18 protein-coding genes are annotated in these 14,128 nt (G+C 63.6%); 8 read left to right on the top strand and 10 right to left on the bottom strand.

Annotated features, from left to right (window positions below; genetic code table 11):
• The first annotated feature begins 5 nt into the window (after window positions 1–5).
• Window positions 6–770: a hypothetical protein gene (locus tag LDH66_RS04320; protein ID WP_226479839.1), complete on the top strand. Its 765-nt coding sequence runs from the start codon at window positions 6–8 to the stop codon at window positions 768–770.
• A gap of 84 nt (window positions 771–854) precedes the next feature.
• Here LDH66_RS04320 and LDH66_RS04315 read toward each other — a convergent pair whose 3' ends face one another.
• Together LDH66_RS04315 and LDH66_RS04310 are read right to left on the bottom strand one after the other, a co-directional pair.
• Window positions 855–1,598 (bottom strand): beta-ketoacyl-ACP reductase, encoded by a 744-nt coding sequence (locus LDH66_RS04315; RefSeq protein WP_226479838.1) that lies wholly within the window; start codon window positions 1,596–1,598, stop codon window positions 855–857.
• 526 nt (window positions 1,599–2,124) lie between these two features.
• The gene (locus tag LDH66_RS04310) at window positions 2,125–2,697 is read right to left on the bottom strand and encodes a DUF7342 family protein (protein ID WP_226479837.1); all 573 of its coding nucleotides are present in this window, start codon (window positions 2,695–2,697) and stop codon (window positions 2,125–2,127) included.
• Window positions 2,698–2,959: 262 nt separating this feature from the next.
• Here LDH66_RS04310 and LDH66_RS04305 point away from each other — a divergent pair, with 262 nt between their 5' ends.
• The 3 genes from LDH66_RS04305 (at window position 2,960) to LDH66_RS04295 (ending at window position 4,742) form a co-directional block, all read left to right on the top strand.
• A complete protein-coding gene (locus LDH66_RS04305) occupies window positions 2,960–3,232 on the top strand; it encodes an AbrB/MazE/SpoVT family DNA-binding domain-containing protein (RefSeq protein ID WP_226479836.1) in 273 nt (90 codons plus the stop codon).
• Window positions 3,229–3,654: a type II toxin-antitoxin system VapC family toxin gene (locus LDH66_RS04300; RefSeq protein WP_226479835.1), complete on the top strand. Its 426-nt coding sequence runs from the start codon at window positions 3,229–3,231 to the stop codon at window positions 3,652–3,654. Before LDH66_RS04305 ends, LDH66_RS04300 begins: the two co-directional genes overlap by 4 nt.
• Before the next feature lie 290 nt (window positions 3,655–3,944).
• The gene (locus LDH66_RS04295) at window positions 3,945–4,742 is read left to right on the top strand and encodes an SWIM zinc finger family protein (protein WP_226479834.1); all 798 of its coding nucleotides are present in this window, start codon (window positions 3,945–3,947) and stop codon (window positions 4,740–4,742) included.
• 131 nt (window positions 4,743–4,873) lie between these two features.
• On the opposite strand, the gene phaC is transcribed toward LDH66_RS04295, so the two are convergent.
• From phaC to LDH66_RS04275, 4 genes are read right to left on the bottom strand one after another with little or no spacing between them, the layout of a single operon-like run.
• Entirely contained in the window at window positions 4,874–6,448 is a 1,575-nt protein-coding gene (gene phaC / locus LDH66_RS04290; RefSeq protein ID WP_226479833.1) for a class III poly(R)-hydroxyalkanoic acid synthase subunit PhaC, read from the bottom strand.
• The gene (locus LDH66_RS04285) at window positions 6,445–6,993 is read right to left on the bottom strand and encodes a poly(R)-hydroxyalkanoic acid synthase subunit PhaE (RefSeq protein WP_226479832.1); all 549 of its coding nucleotides are present in this window, start codon (window positions 6,991–6,993) and stop codon (window positions 6,445–6,447) included. Before LDH66_RS04285 ends, phaC begins: the two co-directional genes overlap by 4 nt.
• 43 nt (window positions 6,994–7,036) lie before the next feature.
• A complete protein-coding gene (locus LDH66_RS04280; protein WP_226479831.1) occupies window positions 7,037–7,522 on the bottom strand; it encodes a hypothetical protein in 486 nt (161 codons plus the stop codon).
• Window positions 7,519–7,839, bottom strand: a complete 321-nt coding sequence (locus tag LDH66_RS04275; protein WP_226479830.1) for an AbrB/MazE/SpoVT family DNA-binding domain-containing protein — start codon at window positions 7,837–7,839, stop codon at window positions 7,519–7,521. The genes LDH66_RS04280 and LDH66_RS04275 overlap by 4 nt, the downstream gene beginning before the upstream one ends.
• A gap of 267 nt (window positions 7,840–8,106) precedes the next feature.
• Here LDH66_RS04275 and LDH66_RS04270 point away from each other — a divergent pair, with 267 nt between their 5' ends.
• From LDH66_RS04270 to cdd, 3 genes are all read left to right on the top strand, one after another.
• The gene (locus LDH66_RS04270) at window positions 8,107–8,745 is read left to right on the top strand and encodes a MaoC family dehydratase (protein WP_226479829.1); all 639 of its coding nucleotides are present in this window, start codon (window positions 8,107–8,109) and stop codon (window positions 8,743–8,745) included.
• Between the two features lie 86 nt (window positions 8,746–8,831).
• Entirely contained in the window at window positions 8,832–10,316 is a 1,485-nt protein-coding gene (locus LDH66_RS04265) for a phosphohexomutase domain-containing protein (protein ID WP_226479828.1), read from the top strand.
• 42 nt (window positions 10,317–10,358) lie between these two features.
• Window positions 10,359–10,748 (top strand): cytidine deaminase, encoded by a 390-nt coding sequence (cdd, locus tag LDH66_RS04260; protein WP_226479827.1) that lies wholly within the window; start codon window positions 10,359–10,361, stop codon window positions 10,746–10,748.
• A gap of 28 nt (window positions 10,749–10,776) precedes the next feature.
• Here the strand turns inward: cdd and LDH66_RS04255 are convergent, their stop codons facing one another.
• Together LDH66_RS04255 and LDH66_RS04250 are read right to left on the bottom strand one after the other, a co-directional pair.
• Window positions 10,777–10,941 carry a hypothetical protein gene (locus tag LDH66_RS04255; RefSeq protein WP_226479826.1) on the bottom strand — a complete coding sequence of 55 codons (165 nt, stop codon included), beginning with the start codon at window positions 10,939–10,941 and terminating at the stop codon, window positions 10,777–10,779.
• Window positions 10,942–10,997: 56 nt separating this feature from the next.
• The gene (locus LDH66_RS04250; protein ID WP_226479825.1) at window positions 10,998–11,510 is read right to left on the bottom strand and encodes a DUF488 domain-containing protein; all 513 of its coding nucleotides are present in this window, start codon (window positions 11,508–11,510) and stop codon (window positions 10,998–11,000) included.
• A gap of 58 nt (window positions 11,511–11,568) precedes the next feature.
• Here LDH66_RS04250 and LDH66_RS04245 point away from each other — a divergent pair, with 58 nt between their 5' ends.
• On the top strand, window positions 11,569–12,402 hold the full coding sequence (locus tag LDH66_RS04245) for a nucleoside phosphorylase (protein WP_226479824.1): 834 nt from the start codon (window positions 11,569–11,571) through the stop codon (window positions 12,400–12,402).
• Between the two features lie 19 nt (window positions 12,403–12,421).
• Here the strand turns inward: LDH66_RS04245 and LDH66_RS04240 are convergent, their stop codons facing one another.
• Both LDH66_RS04240 and dacZ read right to left on the bottom strand, forming a co-directional pair.
• Window positions 12,422–13,189: a mechanosensitive ion channel family protein gene (locus tag LDH66_RS04240; protein WP_226479823.1), complete on the bottom strand. Its 768-nt coding sequence runs from the start codon at window positions 13,187–13,189 to the stop codon at window positions 12,422–12,424.
• Window position 13,190: 1 nt separating this feature from the next.
• Window positions 13,191–14,003, bottom strand: coding sequence for a diadenylate cyclase DacZ (gene dacZ, locus LDH66_RS04235; protein ID WP_226479822.1), 813 nt, complete (start codon window positions 14,001–14,003; stop codon window positions 13,191–13,193).
• Window positions 14,004–14,128 lie beyond the last annotated feature (125 nt).

Here is a 14,128-nt window from a genome sequence, read left to right as displayed (position 1 = left end):
ATCACATGAGCACCAACGCACGCAATGGATCGGTGGTCGTCCGGGCCGGACGGAAGGCAGCCGAGCGAATGCGGACGGCTCTCGACCGCTCGCGGCTGGGCTCACTCTCTCGCTGGCAAAGCGACTCTCACGGCTCCGAACCTGAAGAGACGACCGCTACGCCATCGCCGTCAGTACTCGAGACGATCGCGAACGGATCGGCGCTTCGATCCACGATAACGGCCACGAGTACGCGAGTACAAGCAGTCGCCTCGAACGCGCAAATCACAGCCCTGGGGGAGACGCTCTACCGGTACGCGACGTCGTCCTTTGGCTATCGATGGCTGACGACGGAGCCAGAGCCGGACGTTATCGTCATCGATCTCCGTGAGACCAAAGCGATCGGTCCGTTCATCAATATCCTCGATCGCGTACTGGATGGCGCAACGGGCGCGATGCCGACGTCTTCCATCACCGAGGTCGCGACTCGAGTCGGGAACGCCGTTCGTGACCGACCGCTCGCAGCAGTGAGCGTTTTCATACTCCCCACCGTCGCGATCTCGCTCATCATGCTGGGACTCAGCGGCTCGCTCAATCTCCCGCTGTTCGGAGTTCATCTCACTGCCGCCGTCTTGGCGACTCTCGGACTTCGTTCGCGGCGGAGTCTCGAGGACCTTCTCGAGATGCGAGCAGTCAAGCTTCTCATCGCAACGTTCGAACCACCGGAGCCGCCGCCGAGTAAAACACGAACCGAAGAGGAGAGCAGCAGACTGGGCGACGAACAGCGATAACTCGCGTTCACACACTGCTCGCTATTAGCTAGCTCACGTCATAGAGATACTACTTTTCCAGAAAGATCGACGCTCGAGTCAGACTTAGAGGTCCATCCCGCCGTTGACGTCGATCACTTCACCGGTCACGTACGACGAGTCCTCGCTCGCGAGGAATCGGACTACTGCAGCGATGTCCTCGACTTCGGCCAGTCGCTCGAGCGGGATCCCCGCGATAATCCGGTCGAGGACCTCGTCGGGGACGCTCTTGACCATGTCGGTGGCGGTGAAGCCGGGGGCGACGCAGTTGGCCGTCGAGCCGCCCTTGGCGAGTTCGAGGGCGATGGTTCGCGTAAAGCCGAACATCCCGCTTTTCGCGGCGGCGTAGTTGGCCTGGCCGTAGTTGCCCTGTTTGCCGACGACGCTCGAGATATTGATCAGTCGACCTTCATCGGCGTTCCAGATGTCGTCGTAGAACAGCTGGGTGCAGTTGAACATGCCGCCGAGGTTGACGTCCATCACGCGGTCCCACTCCTCCCGGGACATCTCGGTGAACTGCTTGTCGGCCGTGATGCCGGCGTTGTTCACCAGAACGTCGGCGGGGCCGAAGGCTTCGTGGCAGACTTCGACCAGGTTTTCGACGTCCGCGCGGTCGGAGATATCGGCCTGTGCCGCGACGGCCGAACCGCCGGTTGACTCGATAGCGTCGACGGCCTCGTAGGCCTCGCCCTCAGAGGTCCGGTAGTTGATAACGACGTTCGCCCCCTCTTCACCGAGGTACTCGGCAATACCGCGACCGATCCCCTTCGCCGAGCCCGTGATAACGCAGGTGCGACCATCCATGGACATGAGTCACACATTCAACGTCCGATGGTAAATAACGACCTGTTAGTTATCAGTATTGTTGCAGCGATAATAACCCGACGGATGGCGATCGACTAGAGACGAGAAAACCGGTTACGGATCAAATATACCGACGATTTCCGTTCACTGACTCGAGTAGCGACGAGCAACGGGAGGAAAACAGATCAAAACATGAACCTCGAGCAGACATTGAGACCGCTGACTAACCGAGAGTGAATCGATCTACAGGTCGAACAGGGCGAGCGCCTTGGAGCTTGACCCTGAGGGTAATGGAGCGAGAAATCGTCATTCTCGAACCAGACGATTTCCAGATGGGCCGTCCGAATGCTACTCGGGTAGAAGCCCGAATCGTAGACGCACACCAATCGATCCGGTGTGAACGGGGGTTGGTCCTCGATTCGATCGAAGCGCTCGTCAGTAGCCAGCCGGTCAACAACACCGTCGAGTCGATCGAAATCGACCGGCGCACCGCTACCGTCGTCGGGAACCCCCGTCCTGCCGCTCCGATCGGTCATACAGCGGTCCGTTCTTCGGCAGAGTCACCGGATCCGGACGTCAGTGCCGGTTCGATGAGGGCGATTCGGCGACGGGTCGTCTTCCACGCGGAAACGTCTTCCCAGACCGCTTCCACCGAGCGATCGGTCGTCGACGCGTGCGCCGCGATCGAAACCGCGTTCGGGGATTCGACGCCGAACATCTCAGCGTAGTCTTTGTCGCGATCCGTCTCCGTCTGCAGGTAGTCAAGGAATTCGTCGGTGGCGTACCGCTCCTGCAGCCGCTGGACGCGACGCCAGTTCAGATACTCTTGGTTCCGTTCGTACGTCGCCGGTGACTCGGTGACTCGCGTGACGATTCCCATTCGCTCGAACCACTCCAGGTACTCCCTCGCTGCGTCCACCCCGTGACCGGCGCGGTCGACGACGTCACTCGCCGTCGCCGGTCCGTCCAGTCCGAGAACCGCGTCGAAGAAGTCATTGCGCGTTCGACCACTGCGAACGACCTCCGCGGGAGTCACTAGCCCATCGAAGTCCGGGGCGTCCGCGCGTTCGTCGTTCGCCGTCAGTTCCGGGCGCGGTTCTTTCATGACTACCTCATCGGCCCCTGACGGAATGAAAATTCTTGGCGGGATATTCCATCCCGTTCTCGATCGCGGATCGCCTGATACCGAGTTCCACGTCGCTTCGCTCGAGTCTCGGATCTCGCTATGAACGGTTGGGAGGAACCTACGCTCCCGTAGAGGTTCGACGTTCGTCGGTACGCTCGACGGGAACACTCACTCGTCACCGCCGCCATCCCGGTGTAAGGAGAAAGTACATAGGTAAGACCTACGCAGATGTAGTAAGGACATGCCTGTTACCGAAGACGCGACGATCACGAGCAAAGGGCAGGTCACCATTCCGAAGCGGATCCGCGACAGACTCGAGCTCGAGGAAGGGACAGAGGTCGAGTTCGTGCTCGGCGACGATGGTGGACTCGAAATCCGACCGAAAAGGCCGGCGATGGAACGGCTTCGCGATGTCCAGAAGACGCTCTCAAGACACGATGTCGACCTCGAGAAGATGCGTCGGGAATCGAAGGCCACGTGGAGTTCGCACGATCGTCGCGAGGAACAGTCGTGATCTTCCTCGACTCGTGGGTGTGGCTGGAGTTCGTTTTCGACGGCGAGGACGCGGCCACCGCGGAGGCAACCATCGAACGAGCCAACTCGGCCGACGAAGGCGGGCTCATCGCTCCGACCGTTCTCGCGGAGGTCTCGTATCGAATTCGGAGCGTCGAAGACGAGGCGACGGCGGACGAAGCGATTCGAGCGATCCGCGACTACGAACACATTGAGAGTATCCCGCTGATCGACGACATCGGAGAGTACGCGGCCGAACTCCGATTCGAGTACTACGAGCCCGGTGAACGGGAACTCTCCTACGCCGATGCGATCCACCTCGCGACCGCAGCGATCCACGACGACTGTCACACGCTCTACTCCGGGGACCCGGACTTCGAGGGGTTCGAGGCCCTCGAGGGACTCGAAACCGTCGTCCTGTGAGTCCGTGGTGTAACTCGTTCGGTACGGCGACGAATTCGGGGCTGGTGCCGGTAGTAATACGCTGCTCGAGTCCATCCGTGAACGGGTGTCGTCTTCGAACGTCGCCGCGAGGCCGTCTCGATTGGAGACCGCCGAAAACTGCTCGAGGGGGAGACCCACGGCTACCGACCACGCGAAAACCGGTTGTCGGATATCGATTCGGTGGTGTCTCTCCGACGAACGTTTGGCGTTGAAGCTCTCGAGTACCGGACGAGGACATCGGTAGCGCTAGAACCCGACCGATAACGATCATGAATCTCGACGAAGCGTCCGTTCGAGAGCGCTGTACCGACCCTGTGTTCGAACGCGGACAGAGCTATTACGACGACGGTCGACTCCGGCGACTCGACCGGTTCGACGATCTCGTCACGGCCGTGGTCCGCGGCTCCGACGTGTACGACGTCGTCGTCGAGTTTGACGGAGACGATATCGATGCGCGGTGTTCGTGTCCGTATACGGGCCCAGGTGAGTGCAAGCACATCGTCGCGGTACTCCTAGACGTCGTTTGCGATCCGCCAGAGGTCGAGAGCGAGCGCGTCGACGCGGTACTCGGTGCAGTCCCGCCCGACGACCTGCGGGCGTTCGTCCGAGACGCGCTCGCCGAGAACCCGACTCTCCGCGAGCAGTTCCTCGCACGGTTCGGGGAAGAGCATCGATCGATCGACGAGTACCGTACGGCAGTCGAGACGCTGTTCGACCGACACGCTCGAGACGATTCCCTCGTTACGAGCGCCATCGACTTCTCGCACTTCTTCGACCTCGCCCAACGGTATCGCACTCGAGAGCGGTATCTCGCCGCCGCGACCGTCTACCGCGCGCTGTTCGAGGCCGTCGACGACAACGCGGAGCGCATCGACGCCGCGTACGATCACTACGCGACGACCCTCCGAACGGCCCTCGACGGCTACGTCGAGTGCGTACTCGCCGCTGATCTCCCGGACGAGGACGTCGAGCGGTACGCTACCGTTCTCGAGGACCGGCGCTCGGAATACGGCGTCCACACCGAGGCGTTCCGGCGCGGGCTCGAGGCGTTCGAAGCGCAACGGTGACCCAGTTCGGCTCGACGGTCGAGATCCCTCGGCCTCAGTCACCGCCGATCGAATTCGATCGTCGATATCAATCGGAAGCGATCGCGGTTCCGTCCCGTCGAGACCGTTGACTGGACCGAGAGTGAACCGGCCTACCGCTCCTGGGCCTGTTCGATCCAGTCCTCGAGTCGGCTCGGCGAGATGCCGGTCTCGGTGGCGAGTTCGGCGACGTCGACTGCGGCGAGCTGGTCGAAGGTCTCGATACCGGCCGCAGTGAGATCTTCGGCGTACGCCTGACCGACGCCCCGGAGATCGGTGAGATCGTCGGTCTCGGACTCGATTTCGGACGCGGCCTCCTCGCCTGCGACTTCTTCGACGACGTCCTCGTCGACGGTCATCTCGCCGGGCTCTGCCGGTTCTTCCTGGATATCGTCTTCGCCGCGCTCGGCGATTTCCTCGTCCGAACGGTCGGTCGTCTCGACGTCGAGGTCCGCGTTGGAGTCGGGACTCGAGTCGATCTCCACGCTCGAGCCGCCGTCCGCGAGGTCGTCGGTGCCCGACTCGTCGCCTTCGACGTCCTCGGCGAGAGCGGCATCCGCCGCCTCGGGTTCGGGCGTCTCCGGTTCGGATCCGGTCTCAGTACCGTTCGAGCGCTCCTCGAACCACTCGGAAACCTGTGGCCAGAGTTCGTCGTGGCTCCGCGAGGAGACGGACATCCCGATGTGGCCCGTCGCGAACTCGAGGATCTCGGTGTCGTCGGAGGCGATCACGTCGTTGAACGGTTTCGAGGCCTCCGGCGGGATGAGGTGGTCGTACTCTGCGACGATCTGGAGGACGGGCATGTCGATGTTACTGATGTCGACGTGTTCGCCGCCCAGGTAGAGTTCGTTCTCGTAGAGCTGGTTGTCTTGGTAGATATCGCGGATGAACTCCTCGTAGGCCTCGCCGGCCATGTCGATGCCCTCGTCGAGCCAGCGCTCCATCCGGGCGAAGTTCTCGACGAAGTCCTCGTCCTCCATGTTGTCGTAGAACCGGACGTACTTCGTCACGTTGTTCGCGATGGGGTCCATCAGCGCGAAGCCGACGTCTAAGAATCCGGCGGGGACGTTATCGAACGTTTCGGTGACTACTTCGGGGTCGTAGTACTCCTCGCCGCCCCAGAGCTCGAGCACGCCACCGCTGTCGTCGAAGCACAGTCCCGAGGCCATCAGCGCCAGGTTCTCGACTTTCTCGGGATACAGCGAGGCGTACATGGCCGACTTCGTGCCACCCATGCAGTAGCCGAGGATGTTGATCGAGTCCTGTCCGGAGCGCTCGCGGACGACGTCGACGCAGTTGTCGATATACCGGTTGACGTAGTCGTCGATCGACAGCGACCGATCCAGTTTCGAGGGTTCGCCCCAGTCGATCAGGTAGACGTCGAAGCCGGCCTCGAGCAGCGTCTGGACGACCGAGCGGTCGGGCTGGAGATCGAGGATGTACGGCTTGTTGATCAGCGCGTAGACGATGAGGATGGGGATGTCGTGTTGCTCCTCCGTCATCGGCTCGTAGTGGAGGAGTTCGAGCTTGTTCTCCTCGTAGACGACCTCACTGGGCGTCTGTCCGACCTCGATGTTCTCGACGGTCTCGGTTCGATCGGGGGCGATTCGGGTCTTCTCGGCCAGGTCGGCGGTCGCCTCCCAGGCCTGCCGTTGCATGTTCAGTGTGGTTGCGAAGGGGTTGTTCATGACTCGTCTTCGAGGTGGTCGAGAACGCGGTCGAGTTTCCGCTCGACGTCGTGCTGGCGACGCTCGAGTTCGACGAGGCGGTCACCGATCTCGACGACGTCGTCCTGGGTCGCGAAGCCGAGCGAGCGGAGCGTCTCCTGAGCGGCCTCGTCGGCCTGCTGTTGCATCTCGAGGACATCGCCGACGGTCTCGCCGGTCATCTTGGCGAAGGCGGTCGTCGACATGACGTCCTTGAACGCCTCGTTGGCAGTGTTCAGCCAGATGTCACGGAACTCCTCGACGTCGACGTCCTCGCCCTCGAGCTGGTCGTTCATCCGGTCGACCATCTGCTGGGAGGCGTTCATCCACGTCTCGTAGGCGCGGGCGTATCCCTCGACGCCGTCGGAGATCTCGTTGTCCTCGCTGACCTCGCCGACGGTCTCGGACCAGCTCTCGACGAACTGCGCCTGGGCTTCCATATTGTCCTCGAGCGCCTCGAGAAACTGCTCGTTCCACTGTTCGGCGAACGCGTTCCAGTCTTGCATCGGGGGTTGTGAATCTGACATGGGTGAAAATTGTCGGTGTACGATAAAAAAGCTGAGCCCGGATTTACGCCGAGACGTCGAACTCGTCGGCGGCCTCTTCGACGTTTTCGGCGACGACGTCGACGTTCTCCTCGACCTGCTCGTGGGCCTCGAGGGCCGCGTCGAAGGAGGTGTCGACGACCTCAGCGTAGCTCTGGGCGAACTCCTCATAGGCGACTTCCGACTCCTCGAGCGCTTCGAGGTAGGCGTCGATCGACTGCGACTGGGCCTCGGTGGCCGAGTCGAAGCCGTCGTCGACGAGCTCGCGGAGTTCGGCGAAGTCGGCTGCCTCCTCGGGCAGGGACGCCTCGAGGGCGTCGAAGTAGGCGTGAATTGCGCCCTTGGTCAGCTCGGCGTTGGATTCGGCGAGCGAGCTCGAGGTCTCGATGGCGTCAGCGAAGGCGCTGATCGAGGTCTGCTGTGCCTCGAGGGCGTCGTGGGTCAGGCTCTGGGACTGTTCGAGTGCGGTGCGCTGTGCGTCGAGTACTGCGGTGAATGGGTTCTGAGTCATGATTGATCCTCTCGGTCGCGTTTGACGGGGACGACGATCGTCTGGACGATATCGCCCTCCTCGATGTCGAGGGCCTCCCGTTCGGGTCCGGGAATGCTGATCCGACCGCCGCTCTGGACACGGGCCTTGAACGTCGCGGTGCCCATGTTCATGGGCCCGAAGGCCGACGTGTTCTCGAGCGGGTTCGCCGACGTGGCCTGCAGCAACTGTTTCATCATCTCCTGCTGGGATTCGGCGACCTGCTCGCCCGCTTCCTGCATCTGCTCTGTGAACATCGCAGGCGGAAACCAGGTCGATCGGTCGGAGTCGTCCGTCATCAACAGTACATTGGATCGCGGACATAATAAGCCTTTCCACTAGATGCCATCTAATGCCATGAGATGGTACGGTTTGGATCAGTCCACCGGACCGTCCGGTAGAATGAACGATGATCGGGACCGAATTGTGAACGTGACAGTTCAGTTAAAGCGGGAGAATCGCACAGTATAGGCCATCTAATAGGCAATTACCGAATTATTTAACCGGTAAAACGCTCTTGGACAAGCCAAAGAAGTCATATACACACCACGCCTAGCCGCTCATAGATGTCCCACCAGAACGCTGGCGAAGATAACCTCGCTGCCATGACGAACGCGTGGTCGGCTATGACGCGAGGCTTTCTTCGAACGGCGACCGCGGCGAACCGTGCGGCCGTCTCCGCGATGCTTCCGCCGACCAACGGCGACTCAGACGCGGAGACCAACAGGATCGCCCCGCCGATTCCGTCGGTCGACTACTCCGACCTCGACTGGCAGTTCGATCGCACCGTCGACGATCCGGAGGGGATCAGCGTCGGCGACACCGTCACCTTCGAAAAGGCGCTCACCGACGCGGACGTCAAGGCGTTCGCCGCCGTCAGCGGCGACACGAACCGGCTCCACCTCGACGATGACTTCGCGTCCGAGACCCGCTTCGGCGAGCGCATTGTCCACGGGACCCTCGTCTCCGGACTCATCAGCGCCGCCCTGGCCCGACTCCCCGGACTCACCATCTATCTCTCCCAGGACCTCGAGTTCAGCGGCCCCGTCGGGATCGGCGACCGGGTATCGGCCCGCGTCGAAATCGTCGAAGACCTCGGCAACGAGCAGTACCGACTCGAGACGCTCGTCCGTGACGAGGACGACGACGCGACCGTGATCGACGGCGAGGCAGTCGTGCTGATCGACGACTTGCCCGCCGAATAGCTGTTTCTGTCGGCCGAGACGGGCGTTCGCGTCGGGACAGCGGCGAGTGCAATGTTTCTAAGTGGTTCCTCGCGGAACGGGTGGATATGACGCTCTTTGGGACCGCAGGGATCCGCGGTCCAGTCGAGGACGTATCGCCGTCGCTGGCGCTCGCCGTCGGCCAGGCCGCGGGCGAACCCGGGGAAACGGTCGTCGTCGGTCGCGACGGTCGGGAGACGGGCCCGGCGCTCGCCGCAGCGATGGAGGCCGGCCTCGAGAGCGCCGGCGCGGATGTCCGCCGCATCGGGCAGGTACCGACGCCGGCGCTCGCCTTCGCCTCGCAGGGGCGACGGGGCGTGATGCTCACCGCGAGCCACAACCCGCCCGAGGACAACGGCATCAAACTCTTCGCGGACGGCGTCGAGTACGACAGCGACGCCGAACGGACTATCGACGATCGAGTCGCGAGCGACGACGCCGGGCTCGCCCGCTGGGACGAGTGGGGCGACGCCGAGCGTCTCGACGTGCTCGATCAGTATCGGTCCGCCGTCGAGGGATACGTTCGGGATCAGTTCGGTGATCAGATCGAAACCGACGGGGAGTCGGCCTCGAGCGGCCCTCTCGAGGGGCTCCGGATCGCCGTCGACTGCGGGAACGGCGTCGGCGCGCTCGCGACCCCGCAGGTCCTCGAGCGCCTCGGCGGGACGGTCGTCGCGGTCAACGCCTCCGTCGACGGCCACTTCCCCGGGCGCGGGAGCAAACCGACACCCGAGACGCTCTCGGAGTTCATTGACTTCCTCGCGGACGGGAGCGAAGCGCGACGCGCCTCTGACGGGACGAGGAGCGCAGAAAACGGTCGCGCTACGCCACCACGGGACGGTGGACCCGCGAGTACCGACTTCGATCTCGGGCTGGCTCACGACGGCGACGCCGACCGACTCGTCGTCCTCGGTCCCGACGGCGAGGTCATCCACGAGGACACCGTCCTCGCAGTCGTCGCGGCCCACTACACGGCGGCGAGCGACGCCGGCGATCCCGTCGTCGTCACGACGCCCAACGCCTCGGCTCGGATCGACGAACGGGTCCGAGCGGCCGGCGGGCGAGTCGAACGCGTCCGACTGGGAGCGCTCCACGAGGGAATCGCCCGCGAGCGCGTCGCCGGAAGCGACGACACGGAGATCGTCTTCGCCGCCGAACCCTGGAAACACATTCACACCGCCTTCGGCGGCTGGATCGACGGCGTCGCCAGCGCCGCCGTCGTCGCCGCACTCGTCGCCGACGCCGGCAGCACGGCTCGACTCCGGGAACCGGTCACCGAACGTCCCTACCGAAAGGTCAGCGTCGAGTGCCCGGACGACACGAAAGCCGACGCCATGGCCGCCCTCGAGAGGGACCTCCCCGAGGCGTTCCCGGACGCGGCGGTCGACACGGACTACGGCGTCCGCCTCGAGTTCGAGGACGCCTCCTGGCTGCTCGTCCGGCCGAGCGGCACCGAACCTTACGTGCGCCTCTACGCCGAGAGCGAATCGGTCGACGAACTCGTCGCCGAAGCGCGCGCAGTCATCGAGACCGCGGTCGAAAAGAGTCGGTGAGCAGTCGACATCCTTTGGTGGCCCCTCGCCGAATCGATCCCCGTGAACGACTTGATCGACGCCGCTCGAGACGTCCAGGACCGTGCGCACGTCCCTTACTCTGACTACCGGGTCGGTGCCGCCCTCGAGACCGAAGACGGCGAGGTCTTCGTCGGCTGCAACCTCGAGAACGCGAACTACAGCAACAGCCTCCACGCCGAGGAGGTCGCGATCGCCGAGGCGGTCAAGAACGGCCACCGCGAGTTCTCGCGACTCGCCGTGAGTTCGAACCGCCGCGACGGCGTCACCCCCTGTGGCATGTGTCGCCAGACCCTCTCCGAGTTCTGCGACGACGACCTCGTCGTGCTCTGTGACGACGGGGACGACGAGGTGACCGAGTACACCCTCGGCGAACTCCTGCCGAACACGATCTCACAGGACACGCTCGAATAGTCGAGTAAGAGTGTGAGACCGGGGGCTGTCACTCGCTGCTGTCCGATTCGGGACGGGCCAGTATCACCTGCGCCAGCAGTAGCGCGGGGACGAGTCCGACGAAGAGGATGAGCGCCAACGAGCCCGATTTGACGGCGTAGTAGCCGAGAAATAGCAGAAATAACGCGCCGAAGAGCCGCGGACTCTTGATCATACGGTTCGGTTTCTCATCACGGAAGATAAACACGGCCGTCGATCCGCTCGCCGCGATCACTCCGAAGATCCGTCCGAGAGCACGTCCCGGAGAACCGTCCGGTGGCACCGCTTCTTCTCGGTGTTCTCGAAACAGACCAGCGCCAGCGACTCGCCCGCGGCCAAGCGCGACTCGAGGTCGTCGATCGCCGCCTGCGCGTCGGCTGACTCCTCGAGGTGCTCCCGATACGCGTCCTCGAATCCCACCTCGTCCCACGCGGCGTTGTGGGCGCCCTCCTCGCAGAGGCCCTGCATCTTCATGTCCTCCTCGCGCTGGCGGAACGTCTCGAGTAGGTCCGCTGGCGGGCCGAGTTCGGGCAGGTTCTCGTCGACAGTGCCGTGAAACCACGACGTGGGTTTCCGGACGACGCCGATCCGGGTCGCATCGGCGGGCAGATCGACCAGTTCGTGCTGGATCGCGGCGACGTAGGTGTCGGTGAGGCATCCACTACTTCCGTCAGCGTCCTCGCTCCCGACGGTATCGCCGCTCTCGTCGGCCCTCGCGGTCTCGTGGTCGTCTGCGTCAGCCATACCTTCGCTACGGGCGCCCTGCAGTTATATACCGCGCCGGACCGAACCGCAGGACCGAATGACCGGCGACGATATCGACGACAGCGAAGACCCGAACGCCGACGTCCAGTATCACCTCGAGGTCGGTCCGGAGGACGTAGCGGACACCGTGCTGCTCCCGGGGAATCCCGAGCGGCTCGAGAAGATCGTCGCCTTCTGGGACGATCACGAGATCCGAGCCCACCACCGTGAGTACCGGACGGCGACGGGATCGTACGAGGGAACGCCGATCTCGGTCACCTCGACCGGTATCGGCAGCCCCTCCGCCGCGATCGCCGTCGAGGAACTGGCCCGCGTCGGCGTCGACGCGTTCGTTCGGGTCGGCTCCTGTGGCGCAATCCAGCCCGAGATGGACGTCGGCGATCTGGTCATCACCACCGGCGCGGTCCGCCAGGAGGGGACCAGCGAGGAGTACGTCCGGGAGGACTACCCGGCCGCCGCGGACCACGAGGTCGTCTCGGCGCTGATCGCCGCGGCGGAGCGACTCGGATACGACTACCACACCGGCGTCACGATGAGTTCGGACTCCTTCTACGCCGGCCAGGGACGCCCCGGCTTCGACGGGTTCGAGGCCGCCGGAGCCGACGACCTGGTCGACGATCTCGCAGCGGCGAACGTCAAAAACATCGAGATGGAGGCCAGCGCCATCCTGACGCTCGCGAACCTGTACGGTCTCCGGGCGGGCGCGGTCTGTACCGTCTACGCCAACCGCGAGACCGGCGAGTTCCGCACCGAGGGCGAGTCCCGCGCCGCCGAGACCGCGACGCTCGCGACCCACCTCCTCGCGAAAATGGACGCCGTCAAACGCGAGGCCGGCGTCGACCGCTGGCACGCCGGCTTATCGCTCGAGTAGCCGCTCTGCTCCGACCGCGTTAGTCTCGCATCCGGATGATGCCGTCCTCGAAGACCTTCCGGTTCGGGACGATGTACTCCTCGGAATCGTCCTCGATCTTGGTGACGAAGAGGTCGACCTCCTGGACGATCCCCGTCTGATCGCCGATCCGGATCTCGTCGCCGATCCCGTAGGGCTGGTTGAGCAGCAGATAGATGCCGGCGGCGCTCGAGACGAGGAAGTCCTTGAACGCGACGGTGCCGACGATGACGACGCCGACGGCGTAGACCGTCAGCAGGATCAACAGCGCCAGCACGTGGACGCCGACCTGCCCGAGCGCGATGATGAACGTGACGTAGAGGACGGAGTACTTGACGAGCTTCGGGATGACCGACACCTCGGGGAGCTTGACGCCCCGGAGATACTCGCTGACGATCAGTTCGGACTTGTCCGCGACGATGAACCCGAGAATGAGCACGAGGACGGCGATGAACAACTGCGGGATGAATTCCGTGACGCGAAGCCAGAAGGCGTCCGTGTCCAACAACTGTGCGATATGGATCGCGGTCAACACCGCGATCCCGTAGATGAACCACGAGCTCAGCCGCGCGACGATCTCGACCGTCGACGTGCCGATCGACTGGGCCGTCCGCTCGAAGGGAGTCCCCTCGACGGCCTCCGGCACGCCCGAGGCCGAGAGCAACTCCTCGTTGAGCCGACCGACGAGATAGCCGACGACGAGGCCAAGCGCCAGTACCGCCGCCGCTATGACGGCCGGTTCGTTGAGGAACGGCTGCCACTCTACCATATCAGTACGCCTCCGGATCGACCTCCAGGATGAGTTCACCGGCCTTGAACGCCCGGACGAGACCGTCGCTCTCGGAGAGGACGATCGAAATCGCGTTCGTGTCCCGCGTGATCGCAGCGCCGGACATGTGTCGCGCACCCAGTCCCTTCGGAATGTCGATCCCCTCTGCGGACGGCTCGAGGTAGCGATACGCCGAAACGATCTTCCCCGCATCGGAGATGATGAACGCGCCGTCGAGCCGCGAGAACTCCTTCAGCATGACGTTCACGATCGGGTCGCCGACGTGGACGTGAGACTTCTCGAAGGGGTTGTAAGAGAGCGGCCGCGACTTGTTCATCACCTTCCCCGCGTCGCCGACGACGAACAGCGCACCCACGGGCTTGCCCTTCTGCCCCTTCTTGCCCAGTTCGATCGCCAGCTCGAGGACCGCCTTGACGACCTCCGGATCCGCCCGGGACTTGACGAACAGATCGTAGATCCCCGTCTGCGTCTCCGCGTCCGCACGGACGCGAGAGACCGTATCGATCTCGTCGCTGAAGACGCTCGTCGCACACGCGAGGTCGTCACCGTCCTCGATCACGCCCTGTTCTAAGGCCCCCTCGAGGCCGAAGCGGATCAGATCGGTGATCTCCCCGAACTCGAGGGGAAGCTCGACGAACGTCTCCGCGCCGACGGCGTTTTCGGTTCCAATGACGACGACGTCGAGATCATCGACGGCCGTGAATCGCTCATAGTACGAGCCGCTCGGCGAAAAGAGCACGACGGCATCGACACTCGCAAAGATATCCCCGAACACGTCGTCTAACCCGGCCATTGATACTACAACCCGGTCCTGCGCGAATAAGCGTTATGGAGCGTCTGACGCGCGTCTTTCGCCCGTCATTCGGTCTTGGTCGGTGTCAGTCACTACCACACCCGCCGGTGAGCGGTGCTCAATGC

It is taken from the genome of Natrinema amylolyticum (assembly GCF_020515625.1).
GTDB classification, from domain to species: domain Archaea; phylum Halobacteriota; class Halobacteria; order Halobacteriales; family Natrialbaceae; genus Natrinema; species Natrinema amylolyticum.
The sequence above is the reverse complement of the archived record's forward strand: the minus strand, read 5'-3'. Positions and strand labels throughout refer to the sequence as shown.

Excerpts from the sequence above, each read along its gene's own strand:
- LDH66_RS04255 (WP_226479826.1), bottom strand. The coding sequence starts at position 10,941 with ATGATCAAGAGTCCGCGGCTCTTCGGCGCGTTATTTCTGCTATTTCTC.
- LDH66_RS04270 (WP_226479829.1), top strand. The coding sequence starts at position 8,107 with ATGTCCCACCAGAACGCTGGCGAAGATAACCTCGCTGCCATGACGAAC.
- LDH66_RS04315 (WP_226479838.1), bottom strand. The coding sequence starts at position 1,598 with ATGTCCATGGATGGTCGCACCTGCGTTATCACGGGCTCGGCGAAGGGG.
- LDH66_RS04280 (WP_226479831.1), bottom strand. The coding sequence starts at position 7,522 with ATGACTCAGAACCCATTCACCGCAGTACTCGACGCACAGCGCACCGCA.
- LDH66_RS04295 (WP_226479834.1), top strand. The coding sequence starts at position 3,945 with ATGAATCTCGACGAAGCGTCCGTTCGAGAGCGCTGTACCGACCCTGTG.
- dacZ (WP_226479822.1), bottom strand. The coding sequence starts at position 14,003 with ATGGCCGGGTTAGACGACGTGTTCGGGGATATCTTTGCGAGTGTCGAT.
- LDH66_RS04245 (WP_226479824.1), top strand. The coding sequence starts at position 11,569 with ATGACCGGCGACGATATCGACGACAGCGAAGACCCGAACGCCGACGTC.
- LDH66_RS04250 (WP_226479825.1), bottom strand. The coding sequence starts at position 11,510 with ATGGCTGACGCAGACGACCACGAGACCGCGAGGGCCGACGAGAGCGGC.
- LDH66_RS04275 (WP_226479830.1), bottom strand. The coding sequence starts at position 7,839 with ATGACGGACGACTCCGACCGATCGACCTGGTTTCCGCCTGCGATGTTC.
- LDH66_RS04320 (WP_226479839.1), top strand. The coding sequence starts at position 6 with ATGAGCACCAACGCACGCAATGGATCGGTGGTCGTCCGGGCCGGACGG.
- LDH66_RS04265 (WP_226479828.1), top strand. The coding sequence starts at position 8,832 with ATGACGCTCTTTGGGACCGCAGGGATCCGCGGTCCAGTCGAGGACGTA.
- LDH66_RS04285 (WP_226479832.1), bottom strand. The coding sequence starts at position 6,993 with ATGTCAGATTCACAACCCCCGATGCAAGACTGGAACGCGTTCGCCGAA.
- LDH66_RS04240 (WP_226479823.1), bottom strand. The coding sequence starts at position 13,189 with ATGGTAGAGTGGCAGCCGTTCCTCAACGAACCGGCCGTCATAGCGGCG.
- LDH66_RS04305 (WP_226479836.1), top strand. The coding sequence starts at position 2,960 with ATGCCTGTTACCGAAGACGCGACGATCACGAGCAAAGGGCAGGTCACC.
- phaC (WP_226479833.1), bottom strand. The coding sequence starts at position 6,448 with ATGAACAACCCCTTCGCAACCACACTGAACATGCAACGGCAGGCCTGG.
- LDH66_RS04310 (WP_226479837.1), bottom strand. The coding sequence starts at position 2,697 with ATGAAAGAACCGCGCCCGGAACTGACGGCGAACGACGAACGCGCGGAC.